Raw genomic sequence first — 19,265 nt, forward strand, 5'->3', positions numbered from 1 at the left:
GCCCCGCGATGCTGCTAATTTGCTAGCAGTTGTAACGGCCTGGCCCTAGTCCAGGCCGTTTTTATTTATAGTTCATTGTCTTAGCAACGTAAGCCCAAGGTAAATTGCCGGTAAAGGCGCTTTGCTTATCCTCGTTCAGTGCTTATCGTTCAGCCTCCTCAAAAGAATTCTTATTCGCACAATGGTCGATCAACCGATGCTTTCTCGTTCCCGTTCCCCTCGTCGCTGGCTTGTCGGCCTGCTGATCCTGCTGCTGGTCGCCGGCCTGTGCTGGTGGCTGTGGCCTGCACCTGCAGCCAACAAGCCGGCGGGCGGGCTGGGCGGACCAGGCGGCAAGGGCGGGCGGCCGGGGTTCGGCGCCTTTGCCGGGCCCGTACCGGTGCGGGTGGCGCCAGCCACCGTCGGTGACTTCCCGGTCTACCTCAAGGCCCTGGGTACGGTCACCGCGACCAACACTGTCAACGTGCGCAGCCGGGTCGCCGGTGAGCTGGTCAAGGTCAATTTCCAGGAAGGGCAGAAGGTCAAGGCCGGCGACCTGCTTGCCGAGATCGACCCGCGCAGCTACCAGATCGCCCTGCAACAGGCCGAAGGCACCCTGGCGCAGAACCAGGCGCAATTGAAGAACGCCCAGATCGACCTGGCGCGCTATAAAGGCCTGTACGCCGAAGACAGCATCGCCAAGCAGACCCTCGACACCCAGGTGGCGCTGGTCGGCCAGTACCAGGGCACGATCAAGACCAACCAGGCCGCGGTTGGCGATGCCAAGCTGAACCTGGACTTCGCCCGCATCCGCGCGCCGATTTCCGGCCGCCTGGGCCTGCGTCAGCTGGACGTCGGCAACCTGGTGGCGGCCAACGACACCACCGCCCTGGTGGTGATCACCCAGACCCAGCCGATCACCGTGGCCTTCACCTTGCCCGAGTCGGAGCTGGGTACCGTGCTGGCGCGCTACCGCAGCGGCGCCAACCTGCCGGTGGAAGCCTGGGACCGTGGCGACGTCAAGCAGCAGGCGGTCGGCGTGCTGCGCAGCCTGGACAACCAGATCGACACCACCACCGGCACCCTCAAGTTCAAGGCGCGCTTCGAGAACCAGGACGAAGCGCTGTTCCCCAACCAGTTCGTCAATGTGCGCCTGCTCGCCGATACCCTGAAGAACGTGGTGCTGGCCCCTTCGGCGGCGATCCAGTTCGGCACCGATGGCACCTTCGTCTATGTGCTCGAAGGGGACAAGAAGGTGCGTATCCGTGCGCTCAAGGTCGGTGCCAGTGACGGCGACAACACGGTGGTCCTCGAAGGCCTGGCCAAGGGCGAGCGGGTGGTGCTCGAGGGCACCGACCGCCTGCGTGACGGCAGCGACGTGGAAGTGGTCAACGACAGCTCCGAGGTGCCTGCCAGCCCCGGCCAGCACCTGCAGGGCCAGGGCGAGCAAGACGCTTCCGCGGACGCGGACAAGCAGCGCAAGCACGGCAAGGCCGGCGCATGAACCTTTCGCGGCTGTTCATCCTGCGCCCGGTGGCGACCACCCTGAGCATGCTGGCCATCGTCCTGGCTGGCCTGATCGCCTACAAACTGCTGCCGGTGGCGGCATTACCCCAGGTTGATTACCCGACCATCCGGGTCATGACCCTGTACCCGGGCGCCAGCCCCCAGGTGATGACCAGCGCGGTCACCGCCCCCCTTGAGCGTCAGTTCGGGCAGATGCCGGGGCTGACCCAGATGGCCTCCACCAGTTCCGGTGGCGCCTCGGTGCTGACCCTGCGCTTCAGCCTGGACATGAACATGGACGTCGCCGAGCAACAGGTGCAGGCGGCGATCAACGCTGCCACCAACCTGCTGCCGAGCGACCTGCCGGCACCGCCGGTGTATAACAAGGTCAACCCGGCCGACACCCCGGTGCTGACCCTGGCCATCACCTCCAGGACCATGCTGCTGCCCAAGCTCAACGACCTGGTCGACACCCGGGTGGCGCAGAAGATCGCCCAGATCAGCGGCGTGGGCATGGTCAGCATCGCCGGCGGCCAGCGCCAGGCGGTGCGGATCAAGGTCAACCCCGACGCCCTGGCCTCGGCGGGCCTGAACCTGGCCGACGTGCGCACTCTGATCGGTGCCTCCAACGTCAACCAGCCCAAGGGCAACTTCGACGGCCCGACCCGGGTGTCGATGCTCGACGCCAACGACCAGTTGCGCTCCCCCGAGGAATACGCCAACCTGATCCTGGCCTACAACAACGGCGCGCCGCTGCGCCTGAAGGACGTCGCCGAGATCGTCGACGGCGCCGAGAACGAACGCCTGGCAGCCTGGGCCAACCAGAACCAGGCGGTGCTGCTGAACATTCAGCGCCAGCCCGGGGCCAACGTCATCGAGGTGGTCGACCGGATCAAGGCCATGCTGCCGACCATCACCGACAACCTGCCGGCCGGCCTGGACGTGATGGTGCTCACCGACCGCACCCAGACCATCCGCGCCTCGGTCAAGGACGTACGCCACGAGTTGCTGCTGGCCATCGCCCTGGTGGTCATGGTCACCTTCCTGTTCCTGCGTCGCCTGAGTGCCACCATTATTCCTTCGGTGGCGGTACCGCTGTCGCTGATCGGCACCTTTGCGGTGATGTACCTGGCCGGCTTCTCGATCAATAACCTGACGCTGATGGCCCTGACCATCGCCACCGGCTTCGTGGTGGACGACGCCATCGTCATGCTGGAGAACATTTCCCGGCATATCGAGGAGGGCGAGACACCGATGCAGGCGGCGCTCAAGGGCGCCCGGCAGATCGGGTTCACCCTGGTGTCGCTGACCTTCTCGCTGATCGCGGTACTGATCCCGCTGCTGTTCATGGCCGACGTGGTCGGCCGCCTGTTCCGCGAGTTCGCCATCACCCTGGCGGTGGCCATCCTGATTTCCCTGGTGGTGTCCCTGACCCTGACGCCGATGATGTGCGCCCGCCTGCTCAAGCGCGAGCCCAAGGAAGAGGAGCAGGGGCGCTTCTACCGGGCCAGCGGAGCGTTCATCGACTGGATGATCGAGCACTATGGCCGTGGCCTGACCTGGGTGCTGCGCCATCAGCCGCTGACCCTGCTGGTGGCGGTGGCCACCCTCGGGCTCACCGTGGTGCTTTACCTGATGGTGCCCAAGGGCTTTTTCCCGCAGCAGGACACCGGTGTCATCCAGGGTATTTCCGAAGCCCCGCAGTCGATCTCCTTTACCGCCATGAGCCAGCGCCAGCAGGAGCTGAGTGCGGTGATCCTCAAGGACCCGGCGGTGCAGAGCCTGTCGTCCTACATCGGCGTCGATGGCGACAACGCCACCCTCAATAGCGGGCGCCTGCTGATCAACCTCAAGCCCCACGGCGAGCGCGACGTCACCGCCGCCGAGGTGATCACCCGCTTGCAGCCGCAGCTCGACAGACTGGTGGGCATTCGCCTGTTCATGCAGCCGGTGCAGGACCTGAGCATCGAAGACCGGGTCAGCCGTACCCAGTACCAGTTCAGCCTGTCGTCCCCCGACGCCGAGCTGCTGGCGCAGTGGAGCGGCAAGCTGGTCGACGCCCTGCAGCAGCGCCCTGAACTCACCGACGTTGCCAGCGACCTGCAGGACAAGGGCCTGCAGGTGTACCTGGTGATCGACCGTGACGCCGCCAGCCGCCTGGGCATCAATGTTGCCGACATCACCAACGCGCTGTACGACGCCTTCGGCCAGCGGCAGATCTCCACCATCTACACCCAGGCCAGCCAGTACAGGGTGGTGCTGCAGGCCGAGGCGGCGACCAGCCTCGGGCCGCAGGTGCTGGAGCAGATCCACGTCAAGGCCGTCGATGGCGGGCAGGTGCGCCTGTCGAGCCTGGCACGCATCGAACAGCGCCAGGCGCAACTGGCCATTGCCCATATCGGCCAGTTCCCGGCGGTGATGATGTCGTTCAACCTCGGCCAGGGCGTGGCCCTGGGCGACGCGGTCAAGGCCATCGAGCAGGTGCAGCAGGAGATCGGCATGCCGGTGGGCGTGCAGACCCGCTTCCAGGGCGCGGCCGAAGCCTTCCAGGCTTCGCTGTCGAGCACCTTGCTGCTGATCCTGGCGGCGGTGGTGACCATGTACATCGTCCTGGGCGTGCTCTACGAGAGCTACATCCACCCGGTGACCATCCTCTCGACCCTGCCGTCGGCGGCGGTGGGCGCCTTGCTGGCGCTGATCCTCTCCGGCAACGACCTGGGCATGATCGCCATCATCGGCATCATCCTGCTGATCGGTATCGTCAAGAAGAACGCGATCATGATGATCGACTTCGCCCTGGAGGCCGAGCGCAACCAGGGCATGGACCCGCAGGCGGCGATCTACCAGGCGGCGCTGCTGCGTTTCCGGCCGATCCTGATGACCACCCTGGCGGCGCTGTTCGGTGCCATCCCGCTGATGCTCGCCACCGGCTCCGGCGCCGAGCTGCGCCAGCCCCTGGGCCTGGTGATGGTCGGCGGCTTGCTGGTCAGCCAGGTGCTGACGCTGTTCACCACGCCTGTCATCTATTTGTACTTCGATCGCCTGGCGCGACGTTGGCGCCGTCAGCCTGACGCCGTGGTGCAGGCCAAGCCATGAACCTGTCAGCACCCTTCATCCGGCGCCCGGTGGCGACCATGCTGCTGAGCCTGGCGATCATGCTGCTCGGCGGCGTCAGCTTCGGCCTGCTGCCGGTGGCGCCGCTGCCGCAGATGGATTTCCCGGTGATCGTGGTCCAGGCCAACCTGCCGGGGGCCAGTCCCGAGGTCATGGCCTCCACCGTGGCGACGCCCCTGGAACGTTCCATGGGCGCCATCGCCGGGGTCACCACCTTGACCAGCAACTCCAGCCAGGGCTCGACCCGGGTGGTACTGGCCTTCGACCAGGACCGCGACGTCGACGCCGCCGCCCGCGAAGTACAGGCCGCCATCAACGCCTCGCGCAACCTGCTGCCCAGCGGCATGCGCAGCATGCCGACCTACAAGAAGATCAACCCGGCCCAGGCACCGATCATGGTCCTGGCCCTGACCTCCAATGTGCTGCAAAAGGGCCAGCTGTACGACCTGGCCTCGACCATCCTGTCCCAGAGCCTGTCCCAGGTGCCGGGAGTAGGGGAGGTGCAGATCGGCGGCAGTTCGCTGCCGGCGGTGCGTATCGAGCTGGAGCCGCAACTGCTCAACCAGTACGGCGTGGCCCTGGACGACGTGCGCCAGACCATCGCCAACGCCAACCAGCGCCGGCCCAAGGGCTTTATCGAAGACGGCCAGCGCAACTGGCAGGTGCAGGCCAACGACCAGCTGGAAAAGGCCAAGGACTACGAGCCGCTGGTGATCCGTTACCAGGACGGCGCGGTGCTGCGCCTGAGCCATGTGGCCAAGGTCAGCGACGCGGTGGAGAACCGCTACAACAGCGGCTTTTTCAATGACCAGGATGCCGTGCTGCTGGTGATCAACCGCCAGACCGGGGCCAACATCATCGAGACGGTGGCCAAGATCAAGGAACAGCTGCCCGTGCTCGAATCGCTGATGCCTGCCAGTGTCCAGCTCGATGTGGCCATGGACCGCTCGCCGGTGATCACCGCCACCCTCAAGGAAGCCGAGCACACCCTGCTGATCGCCGTGGCCCTGGTGATCCTGGTGGTGTTCCTGTTCCTGGGCAACCTGCGTGCCTCGCTGATCCCGACCCTGGCGGTGCCAGTGTCGCTGGTGGGCACCTTCGCGGTGATGTACCTGTGCGGCTTTTCCCTGAACAACCTGTCGCTGATGGCGCTGATCCTTGCCACCGGCCTGGTGGTGGACGATGCCATCGTGGTGCTGGAGAACATCTCCCGGCACATCGATGAAGGCGTGGCGCCGATGCGCGCCGCCTACCTGGGTGCCAAGGAAGTCGGCTTTACCCTGTTGTCGATGAACGTATCGCTGGTGGCGGTGTTCGTTTCCATCCTGTTCATGGGCGGTATCGTCACCTCGTTGTTCCGTGAGTTTTCCATCACCCTGGCGGCGGCGATCGTGGTGTCCCTGCTGGTGTCCCTGACCCTCACGCCGATGCTCTGCGCGCGCTGGCTCAAGCCACACACGCCAGGCCGGCAGACCGCCCTGCAACGCTGGAGCGAACGCCTCAATGAGCGCATGATGGCCAGTTACGGACGCAGCCTGGACTGGGTGATGCGCCACCGGCGCCTGACCCTGGCAAGCCTGTTGGTGACCATTGCGGTCAACATCGCCCTCTACGTGGTGGTGCCCAAGACCTTCCTGCCGCAGCAGGACACCGGCCAGTTGATCGGCTTTGTTCGCGGCGACGACGGCCTGTCGTTCCAGGTCATGCAGCCGAAGATGGAAATCTACCGCCGTGCCTTGCTCAAGGACCCGGCAGTGGAGAGCGTCGCCGGTTTCATCGGCGGCAACAACGGCACCAACAACGCCATGGTGCTGGTCAAGCTCAAGCCCATCAGCGAGCGCAAACAGTCGGCGCAGAAGATCATCGACCGCTTGCGCAAGGAAATGCCCAAGGTGCCGGGCGGGCGGCTGTTCCTGATGGCCGACCAGGACCTGCAGTTCGGGGGCGGCCGCGAGCAGAGCACCTCGCAGTTCCTCTACACCTTGCAGAGCAGCGATCTGTCGGCATTGCGCGAGTGGTACCCGAAGGTGGTCGCCGCCTTCAAGGCCTTGCCGGAGCTGACCGCCATCGACGCCCGCGACGGCGGCGGCACCCAGCAGATCACCCTGGTGGTCGACCGCGAACAGGCCAAGCGCCTGGGCATCGACATGAGCATGGTCACCGCGGTGCTGAACAACGCCTACAGCCAGCGGCAGATCTCGACCATCTATGACAGCCTGAACCAGTACCAGGTGGTGATGGAGATCAACCCCAGGTACGCCCAGGACCCGCGTACCCTGGAGCAGGTCCAGGTGATCACCGCCGATGGCGTGCGGGTGCCGCTGGCCACCTTCGCCCACTATGAGAACAGCCTGGCCGACGACCGCGTCAGCCACGAAGGCCAGTTCGCCGCCCAGAACATCAACTTCGACGTCGCCGAAGGCTACAGCCAGGACCAGGCCATGACCGCCGTGGAGCGGGCCGTGGCCAAGGTCGGCCTGCCCGAGTCGGTGATCGCCAGGCTCGGTGGTACTGGTGATGCCTTCACCAAGAGCCAGCAGGGCCAGCCGTGGATGATCCTCGGCGCCTTGCTGGCGGTGTACCTGGTGCTGGGTATCCTCTACGAGAGCTACATCCACCCGCTGACCATCCTCTCCACCTTGCCATCGGCCGGGGTAGGGGCCTTGCTCACGCTCTACGTGGTCGGCAGCGAGTTCAGCCTGATCTCCCTGCTGGGCCTGTTCCTGCTGATCGGTGTGGTGAAGAAGAACGCCATCCTGATGATCGACCTGGCCCTGCAACTGGAGCGCCATGAAAGCCTGAGCCCGGAAGCCTCGATCCGTCGCGCCTGCCTGCTGCGCCTGCGGCCGATCCTGATGACCACCATGGCCGCCATCCTCGGCGCGCTGCCGTTGCTGCTGGGCCAGGCCGAAGGCGCCGAGATGCGCCAGCCGCTGGGCCTGACCATCATTGGCGGTCTGGTGTTCAGCCAGGTCCTCACGCTGTTCACCACCCCGGTGGTCTACCTCTATCTGGACCGCCTGCGCCACCGCTTCAACCGCTGGCGCGGCGTGCGTACCGACGCTGCTTTGGAAACCCCGCTATGACCCGACGTCCGCTTCTCTCCAACCGCTTGCTGCAGCAACTGCCGGGCACCCGTGGCTCGCGCCTGCTGGCCTCCAGCCTGTGCCTGGCGCTGCTCACGGCCTGCACCCTGAGCCCGGACTACCAACGCCCCGACAGCCCGACCCCGGCGCAGTTCAAGCATGCTGCCGGCTGGACCCAGGCCAACCCCTCCGATGCCCTGGAGCGAGGTGCCTGGTGGGAACTGTATGGCGACGCCCGGCTCAACAGCCTGGTCGAGCAGCTCAATGCCGGCAACCAGACCGTCGCCCAGTACGAAGCCCAGTACCGCCAGGCCCAGGCCCTGGTGCGCAGTGCCCGGGGCGCGTTGTTCCCCACCCTCGACCTGAGCGCCGGCAAGACCCGCTCCAGCCAGGGCACCGGCAGCTCCAGCTCCAGCCTGAGCAACAACAGCAGCGGCATTCGCAACACCTACAACACCACCCTGGGCGTGAGCTGGGAAGCCGACCTCTGGGGCAAGCTGCGCGACGGCCTGGCCGCCAACGAGGCCAGCGCCCAGGCGAGCCTCGCCGACATGGCCGCGATTCGCCTGAGCCTGCAGTCGGAACTGGTACAGAACTACCTGCAACTGCGGGTAATGGACGAACAGAAACGCCTGCTCGAAGCCACGGTCGAAGCCTACCAGCGCTCGCTGACCATGACCGAAAACCAGTACCGTGCCGGCGTCTCGGGCAAGGATGCGGTGGCCCAGGCGCAGACCCAGCTGAAAACCACCCAGGCCGACCTGGTCGACCTGGTCTGGCAGCGCGCCCAGCTGGAAAATGCCATCGCCGTGTTGCTGGGCAAGGCCCCGGCCGACTTCGCCCTGGCCGACAGCCAGGACATCCCGGCGTTGCCGGACGTCCCGGTGGCGCTGCCATCGCAGTTGCTCGAACGTCGCCCGGACATCGCCTCGGCCGAACGCAATGTGATGTCGGCCAATGCCAGCATCGGCGTGGCCAGGGCCGCCTACTTCCCGGACCTGACCCTGAGCATGAATGGCGGCTACAGCAGTAGCAGCTTCAGCGACTGGATCAGCGTGCCCAACCGCTTCTGGTCGGTGGGCCCGCAACTGGCCATGACCCTGCTCGACTTCGGCCAGCGCGCCGCCGAGGTCGATCGCAGCGAGGCGGTCTATGACCAGACCGTGGCCGTGTACCGCCAGACCGTGCTCGACGGTTTCAAGGAAGTGGAAAACTACCTGGTGCAGCTCAAGGTCTACGAAGACGAGGCGCGCATCCGTAGCGAAGCCCTGGACGCCGCCCGCGAATCCCTGCGCCTGACCAACAACCAGTACAAGGCCGGGCTGATTGCCTACCTGGATGTGGTCAACGTGCAGACCACCGCACTGAGCAACGAGCGTAGCGTGCTGAACCTGTTGCAGGGGCGGCTGGTGGCCAGTGTGCAGTTGATTGCGGCGTTGGGGGGCGGGTGGGATGCGCAGGGGGCGTTTGCTGACGGGCGTTGAGATGGCGCAACGTAGAAATATCAGTACATAAATTACACGGGCATTTCCGGTAAGTATGTAGGACGTTTCTTTATCGTGTTTTGTGGGGTGGAATACTTCCTCGATAAGTCCCAAAGTTGTAAGGACGGCGTTCGCATCGTATGCAGATGTGAACGTCACTTCCAATTGAGGCATATTCGGGGGGGTTATGGCTTCCAGCAGTTTTCAAAATGAAGTGCCAAAGGCACGGGTCAATATAAAATTAGACCTGCATACCGGCGGTGCCCGGAAAGACGTCGAGCTTCCGCTCAGGCTGATGCTGATGGGGGACTACAGCAACGGTAAAGAACAGCGTCCATTGTCTGAAAGAAGCAAGACAGGCATCAATAAACTTAATTTCGACAGCGTACTGGCGGAGTACTCACCTGGCCTGAAACTGGCGGTGCAAAATACACTGGCCAATGAAGGCACCGATACGACGGTCGAGTTGAACTTCCAGCACATGAAAGACTTCGAGCCGGAGCAGGTTGCCCGCCAGATCCCGCAGCTTCGAGCGCTGCTGGCCATGCGCAACCTGTTGCGCGACCTGAAGTCCAACCTGTTGGACAACGCCACTTTCCGCCATGAACTGGAGCGAATCCTCAAGGACGAGGCGCTGAGTAATGAGTTGCGTGATGAACTGGCGGCCCTGGGTGGTCACCAAGTCAATCATTAACGCCTCCAGGTTTTAATTACAGGAAGTTTACTTATGTCCGTAGAGCAATCCTCCACAGCCTCTCGTGGCGCCTCGGTGCAGCCTGAAACTAACCAGAGTGTCTATGCCGCGCTGTTTGAAAAGATCAACCTGAACCCCATTGAAGCGCTTGGGGGTATTGATATATTCCAGAACGAAGAGGCGTTGTCCGAAGCTTCGGCTGACAAGCGTGTAACCGCTTCTGTCAGTGTGTTCCTTGATTTGCTCAATCAATCTGCACGCAAAGTAGAACGCCTCGACAGGGCATTGCTGGACATGCACATCGCCTCGCTGGATGCGCAAATCAGCCGCCAGCTCGACGCGGTCATGCACCATCCCGAATTTCAGCGTGTCGAGTCGACCTGGCGTGGGGTGAAATCGCTGATCGACCAGACCGACTTTCGCAAGAATGTCCGTATCGAGTTGCTCGATATCAGCAAGCACGACCTGGTGCAGGATTTTGATGATGCGCCGGAAGTCGCACAAAGCGGGTTGTACCTGCATACCTACACCCATGAGTACGATACGCCGGGTGGCGAACCGATAGCGGCAGCCATTTCCAATTACGATTTTGACAGCAGCCCGCAGGATGTCGCCTTGTTGGGCAATATCTCCAAGGTCTCGGCGGCAGCGCACATGCCCTTCATCGGTGCGGTGGGGCCGGCATTTTTCGGCAAGCAGACCATGGAGCAAGTGGCCGCCATCAAGGACATCGGCAACTACTTCGATCGGGCGGAGTACATCAAGTGGAAGGCGTTTCGCGACAGCGACGATGCCCGCTACATCGGCCTGACCATGCCGCGCGTGCTGGGGCGATTGCCCTATGGGCCCGACACCGTTCCGGTGCGTAGCTTCAACTACATCGAGAGTGTCAAGGGCCCGGATCACGACAAGTACCTCTGGACCAATGCTTCGTTCGCCTTCGCGGCGAACATGGTCAAGAGCTTCATCCGCAACGGCTGGTGCGTACAGATCCGTGGTCCACAGTCAGGTGGCGCGGTGACTGACCTGCCGATCCACCTGTACGACCTGGGTACCGGCAACCAGGTGAAGATCCCGTCGGAAGTCATGATTCCGGAGACACGCGAGTTCGAGTTTGCCAACCTCGGATTCATCCCGCTGTCGTACTACAAGAACCGCGACTACGGCTGTTTTTTCTCCGCCAACTCTGCCCAGAAGCCCGCCCTGTACGACACGGCGGATGCAACGGCCAACAGTCGCATCAATTCGCGCCTGCCGTACATTTTCCTGCTGTCACGCATCGCCCATTACCTGAAGCTCATCCAGCGGGAAAACATAGGTACCACCAAGGATCGACGCCTGCTCGAGCTGGAGCTGAACAAATGGGTCGGTGGCCTGGTGACGCAGATGACCGATCCCAGTGACGACCTTCAGGCCTCACACCCGTTGCGCGACGCCAAGGTGACCGTCGAGGACATCGAGGACAACCCAGGGTTCTTCCGTGTCAGGTTGTATGCCGTGCCGCACTTCCAGGTAGAAGGCATGGACGTGAACCTGTCGCTGGTTTCGCAGATGCCCAAGGCGAAAGCCTGAGTCAATCGACAAGGAACCCTCACCATGAAAATCGACCGCCCCCTATGGGTCGCGGGGGCTATGCTGTCCCCGCAACAATTTCAGCAACAGGCACGCTGGGAGGCCTGGACCAACGAATGCGTTGCCAGGTTGTCACTGGTGCACCCTTGGGGCGTGCAGGCAGCGTCATTCGACCTGGAGGCCCTGCGCCTGGGTAAGCTCAAGGCCACCCGTCTGTGCCTGCGCATGCCCGACGGCACGCTGATCGATACCGATCATGCGGACCCGTTACCGCCAGCGCTAGAAATCTCCCGACTATCGACCGATGACAACTTGCACCTGACGGTGGTGCTTTCGCTGCCGATGGAGCAGGCCAATGGCAACAACTGCCTGTTCGAGGGGAGCAGAAACGATCGACCGATGCGCTATCGCCAGGCCTGGCGCGACGTTCAGGATGTCTTCGCCGACGAAGTCGAGTCGATGGGTGTACTTGAGCACTCGCTGACCCTGCGCCTTGAGAGCGACGACAATGCTGACTACCTGACCTGTCCCGTCGTGCGCCTGGTACGCGACAGCCAAGGAGGCTGGTGCCTCGACCCTGATCATGTGCCGCCGTTGCTCAGCGTTGCGGCTCATCCCGGACTGCAGGCACAGCTGCATAACCTGCAGACCCAGTTATCGGCCAAACGCCAGCGCTTGATGGGCATGCGCCGCGAGAGCAACCAGCGCATGGCGGATTTCGCCGTGGCGGACGTTTCTCTGTTCTGGCTGCTCAACGCCTTGAATACCTATGAGCCGGTACTGGCGGATTTCCTTGCACATCCGGCGCGGCACCCGGAACAGCTTTACCTGGAACTGACGAAGCTGGCGGGCAGTTTGCTGACGTTCTCGCTGGAGCATGACATCGAGCAGCTTCCGGCCTACCGGCACGAACAGCTGGAAAGTGTCTTTGCGCCGTTGATACGCCTGCTGTCCACGTTGCTGGAGGCCAGCCTGCCGTCGCGGGTCATTGCCCTGGCCCTGGAGGAGCAGGGCGCCAATCGCTGGAAGGTCAGCCTCAACGACGCGCGGCTGCGAGAACACGAAGGTGTCGATTTCTACCTGTCGGTGCGTTGCCGTCTGCCCGCCGTCCAGGTCCAGAGCCAATTTCCGCGCTTGTGCAAGGTCGGTACACCGGATGAGGTCGACCAACTGGTCAATGCCGCGCTCGACGGTGTGCCCTTGCAGCCGCTCAGTCATGTGCCTGCTGCCATTCCATTGCGCCTGGAAAACCAGTACTTCGCCCTTGACCTTGCTCATGCAAAGGGCCGCGCGATGCTGGCCGAGGGCGTGTGCGCGTTCTACGTTCCCGCCACACTGGCCGAGGTCAAGCTCGAGCTGTTCGCGGTGCTGCGCACATGAACCCGATAACGACAGGTACACCGTCCACAGTGGCAGTGGACGTCGATGCCTTGCTGCAAGACAGCTACCTGCTGGTTGTCGAGCTGCGCCATGGCGCGTCGGCGCAGAACAGTCTGGAACTGCAACAGCGCAGTGCCAGGCAGGTCGAGCGGGTACGCGAGCAGCTTGCCGCGGCTGGGGTCAGTCAACGCAGCATCGATCACATCAGTCATGCCCAATGCGCCTTGCTCGACGAGGTCATGCTTGGCTGTGCCAAGGGCGTGGCCCACGACGGCTGGGCAAGCGAGCCGCTGCAGGCGAAATTCTTCAGCCATCATCAGGCCGGGGAATCCCTCTACGAAGACATGCGTGAAGTGCTGCGCGAGCCTGCACCGGACCTTCAGGTCCTCACCGCCTTCCAGCGGGTGCTGGCCCTTGGCTTTCAGGGCCGCTATCGCGACATCAACGACCCCGAGCGCGCACAGCTGCTGACTGCGCTCAATGCGCAGGTCGCTCCGTTGAGCACCGGCCCGGTACCAGTCGCCCTGGCGGGCCCCGGTCTGCCAACGGGCAATCTGCGCGGATTGCGTTCTCCATGGGCACACGCCCTGGCAGCAGCCTTGCTGCTTGCAGGTGGTTGGTGGGGACTGGACGCGATGCTCGGCAAGTTGATCTTCGCGTACCTGCTCGGACAGGTGTGAGGACGTGCAGATGACACTCAAGCTGACACGAGCGCTCTGGCTGTGGGCGGGCGCGCTTGCCCTGGCGTTGGTGATGGTCTTCCCGCTTGCTGTCGGGGTGCGCGTAGCCGTCGCACTGATCCTGGTGTGTGCTGTTGCTCTGGCCTGGCGTTGGGCAGGGCGAATCGGCGCGTCTCAGGGCGAGGCGCCGGCACTGGCCGACGGTGCACGCTGGCCGCTGGCAAGCTACCGAAAGCCAGTGGTACTGGTCTGTGGTGACGGACTGGCCGCTCTGTTTGGCAAGGTGCCGGACGAGTCACTGGCCCTGCGGACTACGGGGCAGGGCTGTTATGTGCGGGTCAGCAACCTGGAGCAACTGGTGCCACTGGTCAATTGCCTCGAAGCCTGGCGACCTGAGTGGTGCGGGCAATTGGGGGTCATGTTCGTCGTCAACCCGGGCGAGCACACCGACCGTGGTGTGTTGGTCGGCAATGTGCGGGCGTTCCGTTGTCAGTTGGAGCGACAACGTAAGCGCGGCATGCCCTTGCCACTTTTGCTGGTGAGCTACCTGGAAGCGTCCCGGGGAGCGGGCCCCTGGTTCAGTTGGGAAGCGGAGCAAGCCGTTCCCCAGGTACGTGAAGCGGGTGAGCGTCTAAGCCTGCTCGACTGGCAACGCCAGGCCCCTGACGCCCAGGCGCAGTCCGCGCGCATTCAGGCTTGCGTGAGGCTGAACAGTGCCGGGGCGTGGCTGGATGAAGCCGTTCTTGCACACCTCGCGCCTCGTGAGCATGGGCCTGCGACCAGTTTCGTGGAGGCTTGTGCCATTTCGCTGGTGCCGGAACTGCCCGGCAAGGCCAAGGGCAATCTTTGGCAGCAATGGCTGCAGTGCAGGACCGGCTTGATCGAAGGAGGGCAGGGTACAGCTGACAGCGCACTGTCGCTGCCTTTTCCGGATGCCTTGCTTGACTTGCTTCCGGTATCCGCACCGCCTTCGCGGGCTCAACGCGTGACAGTCATCGGGCTCTGGTTGTTCGTGCTGGCGGGTATGGTCGCCCTGGCCAGTTCGGCCTGGCAGAACACGTTACTGATACGTCAGGTCACCGATGACCTTCGCCGCTACAGCGCGCTGCTGGAACATCCGGGGCAGGCAGCGTCCGCCCGGCGCGAGGAAGCCATGGCCGTGCTCCGCCAGGACGCCTTGCGCCTGGATAGCTACTACCGACATGGCGTGCCCTGGTCGCTTGGCCTGGGTCTGTATCACGGCGAGCGGTTGCGCCATCTGCTACAGGCTGCGATTGCCGGTTACCGCGAGCCAGAGGCAGTCCCGGCCAGCGCACCTGAGCCTTTGCGCCTGGACAGCCTCTCCTTGTTCGGGTCGGGCAGTGCACAGCTCAAGCCGGGCTCAACCAAAGTTCTGGTCAATGCGTTAGTCGACATCAAGATCCAGCCAGGCTGGCTGGTGGTGATCACCGGGCATACCGATGCCACGGGCAGCGCCGAACAGAACCTGCGCCTGTCCCGTGCCCGGGCTGCCGCGGTGCATGACTGGATGCGGCAAATGGGCGACATCCCGGACAGCTGTTTTGCTGTCCAGGGGGTCGGAGCCAGCCAGCCGGTCGCCAGCAATGACAGCGAAGCCGGTCGCGCTGCCAACCGGCGCGTCGAGATACGTCTGGTTCCGACGCTGGGGGCGTGCATGCCCTCCACGGCGGAAGCGGACCTGCAACCCCTGTCGCATTCGGCGGCATTCAACTACTGAGAAAAGGAGCTTCAAATGGCTATTCCCCTGTACCTGTGGCTGCAAGATGACGGCGGCGCGGAGATCAAAGGATCGGTGAATGTGCAGAATCGCGTGGGCAGTATCGAGGTGGTCGCCCAAAGCCACGACATTTACATCCCCACCGACAACAACACCGGCAAGCTGACCGGCGCGCGTATTCACACCCCGTTCCTGTTTACCAAGGAAATCGATGCCGCCAGCCCCTACCTCTATAAGGCGGTGAGTACCGGCCAGACCTTAAAAAGCGCGGAGTTCAAGTGGTACTGCATTGACGACGCGGGCCAGGAAGTCGAGTACTTCAACACCCGGCTGGAAAACGTCAAGGTCGTGAAGGTTGCACCAAAAATGCACGACATCAAGGACCCGACCAAGGAGAAGCACAACCACCTCGAGGATATCGAGCTGCGTTACGAAAAGATTATCTGGACCTACAAGGACGGCAACATCGTCCACTCGGATGCCTGGGCCGAGCGCCCGAGCGCTTGATTTAAAAGGGCCGGCAGATCGTTTTTCGTCTGCCGGCCCTGGACAGTTCCGCTTTCCGGAATCATCACAAGGACGCCTCCGATGGTACAGGACTCTACCCGCCTGCTTCGCCGCCTCAATCCCTATTGTGCCCAGGCACTGATCGCTGCGGCGTCACACTGCCAAAGCCGCGCCCATGGCCAGGTCACCATCGAGCACTGGCTACTCAAGTTGCTGGGGCAAGGCGAGGGCGACCTGACACTTATCGCCCGTCGTTTCGAATGGGATATGAACAGGCTGTGGGACGGTTTACTCGTACACCTCGATGCCCTGCCTCGCAGCGTGCAGGGCAGGCCGCAATTGTGCGGCAAGCTCAAGCAACTGATTACCCAGGCCTGGTTGCACGCGTCCCTGGATGAGCACAGCGATCAATTGCGTTCGGTACACCTGCTAAGCGCATTGCTGGAACATCCGGGCTTGCTCGCATGCCAGGACGCCTGGCCGCTGCTCAGCCTCGGCGATAGCCAGCTCAGGCAATTGCAGCCATGGCTCGATCAGACCTCGGAAGAAAGACCCCAAGTGCGGGAATCGCCTGCCCCGTGCATGGACGTGGCCGAACCAGGCCCAGCAGCGCCTGCATCATTGGACCGGTTCACACACGACATTACCGCCAAGGCCGGGGCAGGGCAGATCGACTCTGTGTTCGGTCGTGACGACGAAATCCGCCAGGTAATCGACATCCTCGGTCGCCGGCGCAAGAACAATCCGATCCTGGTCGGTGAACCGGGGGTCGGTAAGACCGCCCTGGTCGAGGGGCTGGCCCTGCGAATTATCCAGGGAAATGTGCCGGACACCCTAAAGGGTGTCAGCGTACGTACCCTTGACCTGGGGCTCCTGCAGGCAGGAGCCGGCGTCAAAGGCGAGTTCGAACAACGCCTCAAGCAGGTCATCGAGGCGGTCCAGCAGTCCCCGACACCGGTTCTACTGTTTATCGACGAAGCCCATACCCTGATCGGCGCCGGTAACCAGGCCGGCGGCGCCGATGCTGCCAATCTGCTTAAACCCGCCCTGGCCCGTGGCGAACTGCGCACCATCGCCGCCACCACCTGGAGAGAATACAAACAGTACTTCGAACGCGACGCGGCGTTGGAGCGGCGCTTCCAGATGGTCAAGGTGCAGGAGCCCGACGACACCGGCGCCTGCATCATGCTGCGCGGCCTCAAGGCCCGCTACGCCAGCCACCATGGCGTGCATATCCAGGATGCGGCGGTGCAGGCGGCCGTCAGCCTGTCGCGGCGCTACCTGACTGGCCGGCAACTGCCGGACAAGGCTGTCGACCTGCTCGACACGGCCAGCGCACGGGTGCGCATGAGCCTGGATTGCGAACCACAGGAGCTGGTCCGCTCGAAGGCTCGGCAGGCAGCCCTGAGCCTGGAGCAACAGGCCGTGGAAGAAGACGCGCAAGTGGGCGCAGGCAACGCCCCTGAACGCCTGGCGGTGATCGCCGGGCAGATCGGGGATCTCAAGGTCCGGCAAAACGAACTGGAGCAACAGTACCACCTGGAACTTGACCTGGCTCGCCAGTTGCTCGACGCACGCCAGGCAGGACCCACCCAGGCCGAGCGCTGCGCACAGTTGCAAAAGCAGTTGCAGGTCGTTCAGGGTGAGCAGCCATTGCTCTCGCTCGATGTCGATGCCCGATGCGTCGCCGAAGTGGTGGCCGACTGGACCGGCGTACCACTGGGTAGCCTGCTCAAGGATGAACAGGCCAACTTGCTGGCACTGGAACAGCACCTGGGCCGTCGCGTCATCGGCCAGGCGCCGGCCTTGACCGCGCTGGCCCAGCGACTGCGGGCCGCCAGGACCGGCCTGACCGACGAGCAGGCCCCCCTGGGGGTATTCCTGCTGGTGGGCAGCAGTGGCGTGGGCAAGACCGAAACCGCGCACGCCCTGGCTGACTGCTTGTTCGGTGGGGAACAGGCGCTGATCACCCTCAATCTTTCCGAGTATCAGGAAGCCCATACCGTCAGCCAGCTCAAAGGTTCGCCGCCTGGCTATGTCGGCTATGGGCAGGGCGGCGTGCTGACCGAAGCCGTGCGCCAACGCCCCTACAGCGTCGTGCTGCTCGATGAGGTGGAAAAGGCCCATCGTGACGTCATCAACCTGTTCTACCAGGTGTTCGATCGCGGCTTCATGCGCGATGGCGAAGGGCGCGAGATCGACTTTCGCAACACCGTCATCCTCATGACCTCCAACCTGGGCAGTGATGAACTGCAGGCCTGTTTGCAACAACAGCCGGAAACGTCGGACAGCACCCTGCATGAAATGCTCCGGCCGATCCTGCGCGAGCATTTCCAGGCAGCGTTGCTTGCACGTTTCCAGACCTTGATCTACCGCCCGCTGCCGGTTGAAGCCCTCAAGCGCATCGTGGCGATCAAACTGGCTCAAGTCACAGCGCGGTTGCGGCGCCATTACGGCGTTGATTGTCAGATCGACGCGCCACTAGAGGACGCGCTGGTCGATGCTTGCCTGCTACCCGATAGCGGAGCGCGCAATATCGACAGCCTGCTCAACCAGCAGATCCTGCCGGTACTGAGCCAGCAGCTGCTGCAGCGCCAGGCAGTCCGGCAGAAAACCCACCGGGTAATAGTGGGCTACAGCGACCAGGACGGCATCACCCTGCAGTTCGACGATGCACCCTCCTTGGTCGGGGGGGCATGACAACATGGCGCAAGCGATCAACCTGCTGTTCGACCACAACCGTCACCGCCTCCAGGTCTCCCGTCTCGACAGCGCACTCGACGTGCTGGCCTTCGACGGCAAGGAGCACCTGAGCCAGCCGTACCGCTACCAGATCGAATTCACCTGCCCCGAGCTGGACCTGGCCGCCGAGCAACTGCTCGGCCGCAGCGCCTGCTTCAGCTTGCAACCGCGGCCGCAACAGCTACCGTCCCTGGGCCTGCCCGAACCCGAGATCAAGCCGCTGCGCACCCGCTACGGGGTGATCAGCGCCTTCGAGCGCCTGTCCGCCTCCCGTGACGAGGCCCGCTACAAAGTCACCCTGCAACCACGCCTGGCCCGGCTCGGCCTCGGCCAGCAGTACCGTATTTACCAGGACCAGTCGGTGCCGCAGATCGTGGAAAAAGTCCTGCGCGAGCGCCATGGCTTTCGCGGCGAAGATTTCCTCTTCACCCTGGCCCGCGAATACCCGCGGCGCGAACAGGTCATGCAGTACGGTGAAAGCGACCTGGCCTTCATCAGCCGGCTGCTGGCCGAGGTCGGCATCTGGTACCGCTTCAGCAGCGACGACCGCCTGCACATCGAAGTGATCGAATTCCACGACGACACCCGCCACTACCAGTTCGGCCTCGAACTGCCGCTGCTGTCGCCGTCGGGCCTGAGCAGCGGCGACCAGGATGCCGTCTGGCAGCTGCAGGCCAGCCACAAGGTAGTCGAGCAACAGGTCAACATCCGCGCCTACGACCACCGCCAGGCCCATGCCTACCTCGACGGTGAAATCGACCACACCCGCGGCGCGCTCACCAC

12 protein-coding genes are annotated in these 19,265 nt (G+C 63.6%); all 12 read left to right on the forward strand.

Features of this window, described 5'->3' with window-relative positions; all coding sequences use genetic code 11:
• Window positions 1-181: 181 nt before the first annotated feature.
• Entirely contained in the window at window positions 182-1,483 is a 1,302-nt protein-coding gene (locus M2D63_RS11290; RefSeq protein ID WP_285862991.1) for an MdtA/MuxA family multidrug efflux RND transporter periplasmic adaptor subunit, read from the forward strand.
• Window positions 1,480-4,581: an MdtB/MuxB family multidrug efflux RND transporter permease subunit gene (locus M2D63_RS11295; RefSeq protein ID WP_285862992.1), complete on the forward strand. Its 3,102-nt coding sequence runs from the start codon at window positions 1,480-1,482 to the stop codon at window positions 4,579-4,581. Before M2D63_RS11290 ends, M2D63_RS11295 begins: the two co-directional genes overlap by 4 nt.
• Window positions 4,578-7,685, forward strand: a complete 3,108-nt coding sequence (locus tag M2D63_RS11300; RefSeq protein WP_285862993.1) for an efflux RND transporter permease subunit — start codon at window positions 4,578-4,580, stop codon at window positions 7,683-7,685. Before M2D63_RS11295 ends, M2D63_RS11300 begins: the two co-directional genes overlap by 4 nt.
• A complete protein-coding gene (locus M2D63_RS11305; protein ID WP_285862994.1) occupies window positions 7,682-9,169 on the forward strand; it encodes an efflux transporter outer membrane subunit in 1,488 nt (495 codons plus the stop codon). Before M2D63_RS11300 ends, M2D63_RS11305 begins: the two co-directional genes overlap by 4 nt.
• A 187-nt stretch (window positions 9,170-9,356) precedes the next feature.
• On the forward strand, window positions 9,357-9,863 hold the full coding sequence (tssB, locus tag M2D63_RS11310; RefSeq protein ID WP_285862995.1) for a type VI secretion system contractile sheath small subunit: 507 nt from the start codon (window positions 9,357-9,359) through the stop codon (window positions 9,861-9,863).
• Window positions 9,864-9,896: 33 nt separating this feature from the next.
• Window positions 9,897-11,435: a type VI secretion system contractile sheath large subunit gene (tssC, locus tag M2D63_RS11315; protein ID WP_285862996.1), complete on the forward strand. Its 1,539-nt coding sequence runs from the start codon at window positions 9,897-9,899 to the stop codon at window positions 11,433-11,435.
• A gap of 24 nt (window positions 11,436-11,459) precedes the next feature.
• Window positions 11,460-12,815 (forward strand): type VI secretion system baseplate subunit TssK, encoded by a 1,356-nt coding sequence (gene tssK / locus M2D63_RS11320; protein WP_285862997.1) that lies wholly within the window; start codon window positions 11,460-11,462, stop codon window positions 12,813-12,815.
• A complete protein-coding gene (gene tssL / locus M2D63_RS11325) occupies window positions 12,812-13,495 on the forward strand; it encodes a type VI secretion system protein TssL, short form (RefSeq protein WP_285862998.1) in 684 nt (227 codons plus the stop codon). Before tssK ends, tssL begins: the two co-directional genes overlap by 4 nt.
• Window positions 13,496-13,505: 10 nt before the next feature.
• A complete protein-coding gene (locus M2D63_RS11330) occupies window positions 13,506-15,233 on the forward strand; it encodes an OmpA family protein (RefSeq protein ID WP_285862999.1) in 1,728 nt (575 codons plus the stop codon).
• 15 nt (window positions 15,234-15,248) lie between these two features.
• A complete protein-coding gene (locus M2D63_RS11335; protein ID WP_285863000.1) occupies window positions 15,249-15,740 on the forward strand; it encodes an Hcp family type VI secretion system effector in 492 nt (163 codons plus the stop codon).
• 81 nt (window positions 15,741-15,821) lie between these two features.
• A complete protein-coding gene (gene tssH, locus M2D63_RS11340; RefSeq protein WP_285863001.1) occupies window positions 15,822-18,440 on the forward strand; it encodes a type VI secretion system ATPase TssH in 2,619 nt (872 codons plus the stop codon).
• Between the two features lie 4 nt (window positions 18,441-18,444).
• A partial coding sequence (locus M2D63_RS11345; protein WP_285863003.1) for a type VI secretion system Vgr family protein occupies window positions 18,445-19,265 on the forward strand: 821 nt, incomplete at its 3' end.

Source organism: Pseudomonas sp. BJa5, from assembly GCF_030272875.2.
Lineage (GTDB): Bacteria > Pseudomonadota > Gammaproteobacteria > Pseudomonadales > Pseudomonadaceae > Aquipseudomonas.